General features: G+C 40.5%; 8 protein-coding genes. 3 read left to right on the plus strand and 5 right to left on the minus strand.

Translation table 11 applies throughout. The features are described from left to right. The first annotated feature begins 54 nt into the window (after positions 1-54). Positions 55-501 (plus strand): redox-sensitive transcriptional activator SoxR, encoded by a 447-nt coding sequence (gene soxR, locus PTUN_RS17435; RefSeq protein ID WP_009839013.1) that lies wholly within the window; start codon positions 55-57, stop codon positions 499-501. A 4-nt stretch (positions 502-505) separates the two neighbouring features. Here soxR and PTUN_RS17440 read toward each other — a convergent pair whose 3' ends face one another. Then, complete coding sequence (locus PTUN_RS17440) at positions 506-1,018, minus strand: TIGR00645 family protein (RefSeq protein ID WP_050760036.1); 513 nt, start codon at positions 1,016-1,018, stop codon at positions 506-508. Positions 1,019-1,166: 148 nt separating this feature from the next. Here PTUN_RS17440 and PTUN_RS17445 point away from each other — a divergent pair, with 148 nt between their 5' ends. Continuing rightward, positions 1,167-3,941, plus strand: coding sequence for a tetratricopeptide repeat protein (locus PTUN_RS17445; protein WP_009839011.1), 2,775 nt, complete (start codon positions 1,167-1,169; stop codon positions 3,939-3,941). Between the two features lie 110 nt (positions 3,942-4,051). Here the strand turns inward: PTUN_RS17445 and PTUN_RS17450 are convergent, their stop codons facing one another. Next, entirely contained in the window at positions 4,052-4,648 is a 597-nt protein-coding gene (locus tag PTUN_RS17450; protein WP_009839010.1) for a GNAT family N-acetyltransferase, read from the minus strand. A gap of 55 nt (positions 4,649-4,703) precedes the next feature. After that, positions 4,704-5,426, minus strand: a complete 723-nt coding sequence (locus tag PTUN_RS17455) for an SIMPL domain-containing protein (RefSeq protein ID WP_009839009.1) — start codon at positions 5,424-5,426, stop codon at positions 4,704-4,706. Positions 5,427-5,591: 165 nt separating this feature from the next. Between PTUN_RS17455 and argA the strand changes: the two genes are divergently transcribed. After that, on the plus strand, positions 5,592-6,929 hold the full coding sequence (gene argA, locus PTUN_RS17460; RefSeq protein ID WP_009839008.1) for an amino-acid N-acetyltransferase: 1,338 nt from the start codon (positions 5,592-5,594) through the stop codon (positions 6,927-6,929). 66 nt (positions 6,930-6,995) lie between these two features. Here argA and PTUN_RS17465 read toward each other — a convergent pair whose 3' ends face one another. Both PTUN_RS17465 and PTUN_RS17470 read right to left on the minus strand, forming a co-directional pair. Further along, positions 6,996-9,818, minus strand: coding sequence for a TolB family protein (locus tag PTUN_RS17465; RefSeq protein WP_009839007.1), 2,823 nt, complete (start codon positions 9,816-9,818; stop codon positions 6,996-6,998). A 290-nt stretch (positions 9,819-10,108) separates the two neighbouring features. After that, positions 10,109-12,328 (minus strand): DUF5916 domain-containing protein, encoded by a 2,220-nt coding sequence (locus tag PTUN_RS17470; RefSeq protein ID WP_009839006.1) that lies wholly within the window; start codon positions 12,326-12,328, stop codon positions 10,109-10,111. Positions 12,329-12,466: the final 138 nt, after the last annotated feature.

Raw genomic sequence — 12,466 nt, forward strand, 5'->3', positions numbered from 1 at the left:
TAACTTGAGGTAAAGTGTTTTTTTCGCTAAATTTGAATTTTTGAGGAAAAAAAGATGCAAGAAGAGGCAAATTTAAGTGTCGGAATGGTTGCCAAACGCACAGGCATTGCTGTATCAACACTGCATTTTTACGAGCAAAAAGGATTGATAACCAGTTTACGCAATCAGGGGAATCAGCGCCGTTTTAAACGAGAGGTGTTACGTCGTATTGCTATTATTAAAGCGGCACAAAAATTTGGCGTCAGCCTTGATGAGATTAAACTCGCGTTTGATGCCCTACCTGATAAACGCAACCCCACAAAAGATGATTGGTCACAGCTTGCGGCGCAATGGCAAAAAATGCTCGATGAAAAAATTAACGCGATGACTCAACTAAAAAATAATATAACGGGGTGTATTGGCTGCGGCTGCTTATCGCTAGTTCATTGTCCAATTTATAATGAAAATGACAAACTAGCCGCACAAGGTGATGGCGCGCACTTACTGTTTAGCGATCATTAATCAGCTAATGATTCACAGTTTTACTGTTAATGTAATCAGTGACAGAAAATAGCACGCCCGACACTACAAATGTCATGTGGATCAATACCTTCCAAAAAAGCTCTTCTTCAGTGTGCTGAACTGAATTGACAAACACCTTTAATAATTCAACCGCCGAGATGGCAACTATCGCGCTAATAAGCTTGATTTTTAATCCCGAAAAACCGACCTTGCCCATCCAGCTTGGCTTATCTTCGTGCTTATCAATATTGAGTTTAGAAACAAAGTTTTCATAACCACTAAAAATAATAATTAATAGAAGCCCGGCCAATAAAGCGGTATCAACTAAAGTTAAAATATTAATCAGCATTTGGTCATTCGTAGCGGTAAAAGTATTGACCACCATGTTAAATAACAACTTGCAGAACTTAACTAATAACAACAGTACCGCAACAAACAGACCAAAGAAAAATGGCGCTAATAACCAACGGCCTGAAAAGATTATCCCTTCAAATCCGGCTTCTATTTTTTCACGCATACCCAACCTTATTATTGATAAATTTTGCAGCACAATAACCGCTGCGTTAAATAAATCAACCAAATTTAACCATCACTAAATATGATTTTTTTTCTTCACTATACTACAGCAATAAGTTAATAATAATTTATTGCTGTTAGGGAACTATATGAAGTTTTTTCAAATTTTATGCGTCCTAATCATTACGTTTACTTCGAGCCTAACCGCGAAAACCATCGAAGTTTATGAGCAACAAATCGAGCTTGCACAAGGCCTGCAAAAAACCGAACTGATTGTTCATTTTTTGGAGGACTACGCGAGATATTCGGCAAAAAAATCGATCAGTTATGGCGAGCAAGCGCTTAGATACTTAAGGGACCATCCACAACCTGAATTAGAAGTTAAAGTTTATGCCTATCTAGCTCGCTCTTACAATTTTATTGACAATCAGGCTGAGTCGCTCTCACTCGCAGAGCACGCCCTGACACTTGCAAACAAAATAAATAATACCAACCTGCAAATATTATCTTACAAAGTTAAAGGTGAGACTCAACTAGCACTTCGTCTTTATGACAATGCACTTGATAACTTGTCTTTAGCCATGGATTTAGCGGAACAAATAAACGATACCAAACTGCTCGCTGATTTACTCAATGATAAAGGTAATATCTATCGTAAAATGGCGAAACTCGATCTCGCCTTACGAGAATATTTGACGGCCCTTGAAATTTATCGATTTAAAGAAAATAAAGCCAAAATAGCAGAAGCCGTTGGCGCAATTGGTTCGATTTACAGAACCTCTGGCGATTTTGAAAAAGCCCTTAAATATCAGCTCGAAGCGCTTATGCTTAAACAAGATTTAGGTGATGTACGCGCACTTTCTCTGCAATACAACAATACCGCCATTGTTTATAAAGATATTGGTGATTATGACAATGCAATAAAGTTACACCTCAAATCTTTAGAACTAAAAACGCAGCTTAATTATCTACGGGGCATGGTCTTTTCAAATAATAATCTTGGTGAAACCTCACGTTTGGCAGGTAAAACTGAAGATGCGCTAATGTACCTCAATAAAGCCAAACAACTTGCTGATCAACTTGGCAATGAAGAATTACAAGGATCTTCTAACTTATATTTAGGCCGCCTGTTTCTCGACCAAAACGATTTAGCCACCTCCGAGCAATACTTAGATGAAGCATTAACTATTTTTACTACCACGCAAGAATTATCTCGCCTTGCAGAGACGCATTTAGAGCTGGGTCGATTACGATTTGGCCAAGGGAATTATGATAAAGCCGTAAAACACGTAGAACAAAGTATTCTTTTTGCTGACAAATCAGAAAAAAATGTAGTGTTACTCGGCGCCTATCAAGCATTATCAGAGTTTAACGAAGCGATGCAAAATTACCCGCAAGCGCTCAATTACTTCAAAAAATATACAGCTAAAAGTGAAGAAATATTCAGCAAAAAAGCACAGCTTAGTACTGGAGCTTTAAGGGTCGAATTTGAAGTTGATCAAAAACAACGAGAAATTGAGGCGTTAAAACAGAAAAATACTATCACCCACCTAGAACTTACCCACCAAGCTTCAGAAAAAAACACCGCGCTCTTAATTAGCTTACTAATTTCATTAGCCATTTTATTTAGCGCTTTTTTATATCTAAAACATAAAAAGCACCAAGCACAAAAAACCGTCTTAGCCGCCATTAAAGAAGGTAAAAAACGACTTAAATTGGCACTGTGGGGCAGTGGTGACGAACTTTGGGATTGGGATCTTATTACTGGCACAATCTCGCGTGAAAACACTTTTAATAATACCACTCTCCCCCGTGACCATATTGGTAACTCAATGAACGCAATGCAAAATGTAATTCATCCAGATGATTTTGAGCGAGTAAAAAGCCTTTTTGAGCAGCATGTAAATAATGAAAAAACAGACTTTTTTGAAGCCAGCTACCGCATTAAAAATACTTTTGGCGAATGGTTGTGGGTATTAGATAGGGGTAAAGTAGTTGAGCGAGATAATACAGGCCAAGCAACGCGCATATCAGGCACTCTGCGCGATATTACGACGTTAAAACAGCAAGAGCTTGCCTTAATTGAACTCAATAGCGAACTTGAGCAACGCGTAGAAGAGCGAACAAAAGATCTACAACAAACTAACTCTGAGCTTTCGGTCACCCTCACCGCATTAACTGAAACACAAACTAAATTAGTTGAAGTCGAAAAAATGGCCTCTTTAGGCAGCCTCATCACAGGCATTGCCCATGAAATGAATACCCCTATTGGCACCTGTGTAACTGCAAGTTCAGTTTTGCAAGAAATCATCGAAGATATTGAAACTCGGGTCAATACCAATCAACTTTCAAAAGAAAGACTGCAAAATGCACTTGGACAGTTAAAAAATAGCGAAACACTCATTACTAAAAACATCCATAAAAGTGCCAATTTAATTCTACAATTTAAGCAAATTGCGAACACCAACCCTACCACATCAATTTTCAGCCTCTCGAACCTGTTAAGCAAAAAACTTCAACTATTTCAAAATCAGCATGTATCGCAAGTACACGTACGTTTTGAGTGTCAATCTGAAACCACAATAAATAGCTTTGCGATGAGCTTTGACATGATTTTAGATATCCTACTTTCAAATAGCTTGCAACATGGCTGTGGTACGGAACGGCTAATTAATATTCTAGTGACGTTAGCCAAAAATGAATCACATTTACTACTGACCTATCAAGATGATGGGATCGGTATAGAAGATAATGTCGCAGATAAAATTTTCGAGCCTTTTTTTACCACCAAACGTAACCTAGGCAATATAGGTTTAGGGCTACACATTTTTTATAATCAAGTGACTCAACAACTTAAAGGAAGTATCCATTTTCAAAAAAATCACCCTCAAGGAGTGATTTTTACCCTATCGATACCATTATGATACTTAGTAAACTAGGAAAGTTAATTAACCTTAAGACTGGAGAATAAACCTATCCAACTAAAGGTAAAAAATAAACTAGATTTAAATTCAATAAGTTGCTAACTATTTTATCAAGAATCAGATTGTTTAGAAGCAATGCGTACTTTCAGATTGTTTTTTACCGCAGGCCATTCACTGGCAATAATAGAATAAATTACCGTATCGCGAATTGAGCCATCAGCCAGTATTTGGTGGTTACGCAAAATACCATCTTGCTTAGCACCTAAACGCTCTATAGCTGCACGAGAGGCCCGATTAAAAAAATGGGTGCGAAACTCAACGGCTATCGCTTTATGCTCCTCAAATAAAAATTGCAGCATCAAAAGCTTGGTTTCACTATTTATTGCGCTGCGACATGCGCTGGCGCTATACCAAGTATATCCAAGCATGGCTCGTCGGTTTGCACTGTCTACATTATAAAACCGTGTTGTGCCCACAATCTGATTGTTTTTTTTGCAATACACTGCATAAGCTATGTTACCAAGCGCCATATCTTCCATAGCGTTTTTAACATATTGCGCCATCTGTTCAGGCCTTGGAACATTGGCGTACCATAAACGCCAATGTTCCCCATCATTTACTGCTTCAATTAATTGCCCGATATGACTTGGGTCTAGCGGGATAAGCTCCACAACTTGACCCGATAAAATACGCTTACTTAATTTCATCATCTTAGTTCGTCTTTTTAATTCCTTGCCCTATTTCGGCTTAAAACCGACTTAACTACAGGGGTACGTTTAAATCAAATACGGCATATACAGTCGCACTAAAGGTGAGTGTTTCTGGCAAATATTGCCCCTCAACACGTGCGCTCGCCGTTTTATATAAGCCATCTTCCATCATGCCACGATGTTGACCATATTGAAATTGTGGTACTTGTACTTGGCTATTAATACTATAAATTTTACCTAGTGACGCACTAAATGCTTTTGCTAATGCTTGCCCTTGTTCAGTTGCATCTTGCACAGCTAACGCACTGGCTTGTTGTTGATATTGTTTTGCTTGTGATGATTTAAACTCAATATTATTTACTTGGTCAATCTCAATGCCTAATGCAAAGTTTATTAATTCACTAACCTGATTAATATCCTTTAAAGATACTTTTAAATTACGGTTTGCGCGATACCCTACGGTACGCTGCTCACCATTATCTAAATATTGAATAAGTGGTGATGTAGCCAATTGCGAGGCAGAAACATCTTCAGTTTTGAGGCTAAACTTATCAAGGCCTGCTAAAAATTGATTCACTTTTTGGTCAATCTCTTGCTTGGCAGCTAAACTTGTTTTTTGCTGACTTTTTACTTCTAAGTTAATAATAGCTAAATCAGGCTTTGCTGTTACTTGAGCATAACCATTAACTGAAATATGGCGATTGTTTGGTAAAGCAGTATTGGCGAAGGTATTTAAGCTTAAAAGTGCTAAGCACAGTAATGATATTTTTTTCATGCAATTTGTCCCTAAAAATTTTATTGAGTATAAGTATTTGTAGCATAGATGACATCAAATTAGCGCAAACTGAACAATAATCAGGATTATTACTTTACACTGAATACAAATTCACTATTATTGCATGTTCTTTCACACATTAGATAAAACTGGACCCCGACTACTATGGTCATAAATACTGCGAGAACCACTGAACTTGTTGAAGGATTTCGTCAATCAGCGCCTTATGTTAATGCCCATCGCGGTAAAACGTTTGTATTAATGTTAGGTGGCGAAGCAGTTAACCATGCAGGTTATCGTAGCATCATTAATGATATTGCATTACTCAATAGTTTAGGCATTAAAACAGTATTGGTGTATGGCGCTCGGCCACAAATCGATAAAGCCCTTCAACAAGCACATATTCAAAGTGAATTTCATCAAGGTGTTCGTATTACTGATGACGAATCATTCACCCTGATCAAACAAGTTGCAGGTGCTCTACAGCTTGATTTAACCGCTCGTTTATCAACCAGCTTAAGTAATACCCCAATGTCAGGGGCACAAATTAACGTTGTGAGCGGCAACTTTGTGATTGCTCAACCGCTAGGTGTTGCCGATGGTGTTGATTATTGCCATTCAGGCCGTGTACGCCGTATTGATGTTGAAGGTATTCGTCGCCAGCTTAATAACAGTGGTTTAGTTTTATTAGGGCCAATTGCAGCTTCTGTAACAGGTGAAAGTTTTAACCTTACTGCAGAGGAAGTCGCCACTCAGGTTGCTATCAAACTAAAAGCTGACAAAATGATTGGTTTTTGCTCTGAGAACGGCATTCTAAATGATTTAGGTGATGTAATTCCTGAACTAATGCCTAACGATGCTGAAACCGAATTAGTAAAATACCAACAAGATCACGATGCTTGTGCCAGCACTACGGCTTTTTTAGCGGCCAGTATAGATGCTTGTCGCAATGGGATCCCGCGCTGCCATTTAGTCAGCTATCACCAAGATGGTGCTTTGCTGCAAGAGCTATTTTCACGCGATGGTATCGGCACACAAATTGTAACGCAAAGCGCTGAAATATTACGTCGTGCGACCATCTCTGACATTGGCGGTATTTTAGATTTAATTCGTCCGCTTGAAGAACAAGGCTATTTAGTGCGTCGCTCACGCGAACAACTTGAAATTGAAATTGAGCAATTTACCATTATTGTTCGTGATGGTTTAATTATTGGCTGCGCGGCACTTAATCCGTTTGAAGAAGAGCAAGCTGGTGAATTTGCCTGCTTGGTTGTGCACCCACAATATCGTGACGCAGATCGCGGTTCTGTATTACTTCGCACTGTTATTCAACAGGCAAAATCATTACATTACAAAACCTTATTTGCCCTAACCACCCGCAGTATTCATTGGTTTTTAGAGCATGGCTTTGAGTTTGCCAATGTTGAAGATTTACCTGAAAAGAAAAAGTCGCTGTATAACTATCAGCGCCGCTCGAAAATTTTAGCGCTTAAGCTTAGATAACAGCATTAAAGCTAACTTAATATTTAAATCAAAACAGCAGCCTAGGCTGCTGTTTTGATTTGTCTCTTACAAACTATACCAAACTCCAAACCAACCCCTAATTTCATCTTCAATGGTATCTCCTGCCACTTTCACTACACCAAAATTAATATTAAGGTCATTAATCGCTGCAGGCCCTAAACCAAAGCTCACTTTTTGTTGCCATTTTACGCCGTAGCTGTCGGCAAATTCTTGGCCATCCATTTTATATTGTTGATAATAAAACCACGGCATCCCCGCTTTAAAGCTCATACCACCCGATACTGACTCAAACTCTTCACCTGAAATTGACAAAAAGGGTAACTCAGGGGCAATCACATATTCGGCATGGGCATCGGCTTTAATTAAGGTCGATTCAAAACCACCTAAACTCACCACGCTGTCGGTACGCGAGCGTTTTTGGTATTCACCATACAGAGGTAAATGCCACGCCTTACCAAATAACGTCGCAGTTAAGTCATAACCATGCCAATCTTGGCCGTCGTTATCACCTTCATAAGCACGGGCTTTGACTGATTGACCAATTGCAAATTTTTGCCAATCACGTTGCCATTGCTGGTCAATACCCACTCGCAACCATTGTGTATCGTTTACGTCATAATCGCTGTAGTTATAAGCTAGATGACTGGTGAGTAAAAATTGATCATTTCGATACGGATAACTCATTTGCGTATAAATACCCGATGCTTTGATGCGAGTATCTGCACTCTCATGGCGCTGCAATTGATTCGCGCTCTTAAGGTCATAACTAAATACATGGGCGCTCAGTTCAACAGGAAGTGCTTGGTAGTTTACCTCGGCATATGCACCCGACAGCGCACTTTTATTATCAAATGCGCCACCTATTTGCCAAGTAAGTTGATTTAAAAAGTCCCCCCCTTTAATTCCAAGCTGAAGCAAAGTTGTTGAGGCACTGGCATATTGCTCACCGATGTTAAAGGTAATATTTTGCTCAGTTGGGTTATAATTTTGACTTTCACCCACAGCTTGCTGATAAATCTTAGCGGCAGGCAACTTATGCGATTGTGCTTGGCTAGTATCTGCAATACGCACTGCAGCGCGCTCAGTCACCTCTGTAAAAGCAGCATCTGCGGCCAACTTATACAAATCAGGCCCTTGTGAATTAATGGCTTGATACAAAATGCCACCATCTTGCATTGGCATTGGATACGCGGTGACTTGTTGCCCCTGAGTGAGCTGTACTAAGCGATCGCCGGTAAAGTCATAGCGGTAGATATTAGTTTCACCCGCGACACCAGCCACATAATAAATGCTTTGCCCATCAGCCGACCAAGCAGGATACGATAAGAATTGGTAACCGGCTGGCATTGGCACTGAGCTTATTGTTTGATCATCAAGGTTTTTTACCCACAGCGCCCAATTTTCATTTAAGGCGGTTTTTAAATACGCTAACTTATTTTGATGAACGATTGGAAAGTCGTAAACGGTTGCTAAATCCTTGCTGGTTATTTCAGTCACAAGCCCGCTACTTAAATCAACCTTCACCAACTCTGAATAACCAAATTGTGCGCGTTCTGCATAAGCGATAGTTTTATCGCCACTGATAGAAAAACGACGCAGATTGGCCAGTTCTGTCAGTTGCTCTACTTTTCCTGAGTTTGTATCGTAACGAAATAAATCTTGATGGCGGGTATTAAGTTCATTATTGGCTACACTGAATGCACCAAAAATAAGGGTATCATTATCAAGCCATTGTGGGTTCATAATGCCTTTTTGATCAATTTGCTGCAGCACGTTTTTTTCTTCACGAGCAAATACCGTTGGGGCTTTATCGGTAATATCTTTAGGGTCGTCAGCTAAAATTTCTTGCTGTTTTTTACTGAACTCTTCAGCTGCTTTTTTGTTATCTGCCGTGGCGAAAATATTTAACTGGGTATTCCCTTTTTTATCAACGCTCACCATGGCAATTTTATCTTGCTCAGGCGATAAGCTAGGGCTTTGCTGAATATGGGTTAAATCAAACCATAAGTCTGTTTTTAATTCGGCTTGCTGTTGTTCTTTCGCTAATGTTTTGTAGGTGTATTCGGCAACAAAACGGCGATAAAGCGTTTGTGCAGGTTGCCCAAATGCGCCTTTAAACGCCTCTTCAAAATCACGACTTTCGACGGCCTGTAAACGGGTCCATACTGCATCTAAGGTTGCTTTATCAAAGGTATCTTCTAACCATTGTAAATAACGTACGCCTACTAAATACGCCATTGAGCCTGTCATATAGCCACCTTCAGTGGCGCTCAACTGATCATAAGTCGGCAACATGCCTTCTTTGGCAAATTGGCTGATTAACGATTCCACGTAATTATCGTGCAAACGGCCACGCCCTGTCATTTGTGATTCAAGCAAGGTGGCGTACCCTTCAGCGGCCCAGCGCGGCACTTGCATGCCTTGCGATACATCGTACAAACCATACACATTACGTAAAGTTTGTTTCCATTCACTACGACTTGGTTGCGCAAGGTGAACTAAATGAATGTATTCGTGCAGCGCTAAAAGTTGCTGCCAGCCTGAGCTATTCGATATCACAGTATCTGATTGGGGTGGCGTGGCAAAAAAGGCCATTAGCGGCGCTTTACTGGCTGGAATTGCAAAGCCATTAGGTTGATTAAAAGGGTCAAAAACCAGTACATCTACTTTTTTATCTAAGGCGCGGTTTTGTTGTTCAAGTACTTTGGTGCGAACAATCTCAAGCTCATTGGCGGCTGAACGCGCCCAATCTTGGTATTCTTTGCTGAAATGCACCTTAAAATTATCGGTTTCAATGGTTTGCCACTGTGAATTAGCGTGAGCAGTTAAGCTAAAGGCAACACTTAAGGCGAGCAGTGTTTTTTTCATTATTATCCCTGTTGTTTAAAGTCGAAACACGGGCCGAATTCTAAATTAAGCACTACTTCTTCGCCTTACTAAATGATAAATGGCGTAATTACCTGATAAACGGTAAAAAAGCCGCAATGCGGCTTTAGGGGAATCAAGTGTGCTATCAATCAACGAATATACCCTATGGATTTCAAGATGCTCATAGGCGACAAGTGACTAAATCCTCATGAGCATAGAGACACTATGTGATTGAGGTAAAGGCACGCGGACAGCACCCGAGCATCTAGAAAGACGATAGGGATAAAAAGTTAAAATAAGTAGCGCACCTTGAAAGTCAGTTGGTCTTGCTCGCGCTGTTGCCACATCGAATTAAGCTCGCTGAGCCATTCTTTTGAGCCGACATCTTGATCAAATTGCCCTGCACCGCGGTTATAAACGACATAAATATCTGAGTATGCCCCTAAACGATATCGCAGCTTTATTTGGCTGGTAAATCGCTGATCGGTAAAGCTATTGTCAACCGCACTCACAGGGCTTAAATGATGACCACGAATGTCATACACGGCTTTAGTATCCGCATCAAGAATCGCCCACTGAAAAATCATACTGAGCTCAAGCTTGTCACTGAGCAACCCCGAGACATTAATATAATTGGCGAATAAGCGACGGTCGTACTCTGCCACTTGCCCAGGGCCTGACGCGATGACCATACCATCACCTTGGCGATAAAAGTTATTAAATTTTAGGCTCCAGTTTTCGTGCGGCATCCACGTCATATCAACCGCGTATTGCTGCGCCAAACCATCAATGCCTTCTTGATCTAAACGAAAACTGGCCGCCCAGCTAAAAGAGCCGGTGTAAGGGCTGCCATAAAAAAACCAGCTCTTTAACAAATCGCGATTTTCATATTGGCCTAATCCTGCACCTATTAAATCATCCCAACCTGCAGTTTGATAATCAAAAGAGGCATCAAACGATGAGCCATCGGCCAAAATAAACGACGCCCAATAAGATTGAGTTGCTGGCAGTTTTAAACCACTGTCGTTGCTTTCATAATTGAGCTGAACATTATATTGAATGCGATTAATAAAACCACTGCTGTAGTTAACCGCATGGCTAAAATAAAGTTCATTAAAACGCCAGTTATTGCGCTTTCGATAACCTAAGTCGTTGTTATCAAATTCGTCATCAAGGCGTAAGTAACGCCCAGTTAGGTGAGTATTCGGATCAAATTGATATTTTATATTTGTACTGACACCATAACCTTGGCTGTCCTCGCCACGTTCTGTCACTGCAGAGGCTAATAAAGCGCTTTGCCACGACCACGTATCACTTTGGTATTGGCTATCCCAAGCTGCAGTTTGGGCATTGCGATCACGCCAAGGGCGCTCAGTATGAGTAACTAAAACCCCACTTTGCCAAGTGTCCTCACGGTAACGAGCTCGGCCAACATAAAAATCTTTACCAGCGCCCGAATCTAACTCTTCTTCCAATGCGGCAAAACCAGCAAACTGCCAATTATCACCTTGATGAATAAAACGCACTGCACCGTCAATTGGAGTAATCACTTTTTGGCCATCATCACTGCCTGCGCCAATGCGCCGCGTATGGATAAGCTTAGTATTTTGCTCTGCATTAACATTCATCACGCCAATATCTTGGGTAAAAAACGGCCGTTTATCTGTCACTAAGGTCTCAACGGTTGAGTAATTCAAATCAAGCTCGTCACTATCCACTTGGCCAAAATCAGGGTTAACCGCCAAGCTCAATTTTTGATGATGATCGGGTTTAAACACCAAATCAAAACCCATGTCGGTATTGGAGGCCTCACCAACAAAATCCTGTTGATGCGTCGCATACGGAATAAATGCCCACTGTTGTTGCTCTGGAATTGACGCTTGGATCTTTGGCATTTTGAGATAAAAATCACTGTTGCTAGTCGTTTGTGGCTGCGACGCATAAATGTGATTCGTGGCAAGTTCATAAAGCTGCAATGATACCCCCACATTAGCCATGCCATCATTAGTGCGATTTGGCTTAAACGAAACCGAATGCCAAGGAATAAAAACCTCAGAACTCCAGTAATCTTTATATTCATAAAATGCTGACTGCCAAATTCCATCCCAATCAGCATCTGTGGTGAGCTGCGGCGTTAACACCGCATCTTGCACGCCACCACCGAGTGTTACTGCAAACTGATAAGCCCCGCTGCCATCACCCGAAAAATCAATCACAAACCGATTAAAATCAGCTTGCATAAAGGCATCTTGCAGATTGTATTGTTTTTTACGCTCCCCTTGTTTTTGCCAATTTTTAAAACCGATATAAATACCATCTGCAGTCGCAAAAGCGCGGCCCTCCACCTTGTTTTGAGTTTGCATTAAAGTAGCAGGTACCACTTGGTAAAAGTCACGATAAATTGCAGCACCTTGCCAAGCGGCTTCATCAAGCTTGCCATCAACCTGAATTTCATTAGCCAAAACGGTTTGTCCACTTACTAAAGCCAATATCAATAAGCGAGTTCGCATCACATTATTCCTGTTAAAAATTTTTATTTATCAAAGCAAATTTAACGCGAAAAAAAGCTGATATTTTCCTGAATAAGACTGAGTAAAGACTTATAAATATTGACTTTATGATGGATCGCGGTATTTTTGGCGAGGAAT

This window comes from Pseudoalteromonas tunicata (assembly GCF_002310815.1).
Lineage (GTDB): Bacteria > Pseudomonadota > Gammaproteobacteria > Enterobacterales > Alteromonadaceae > Pseudoalteromonas > Pseudoalteromonas tunicata.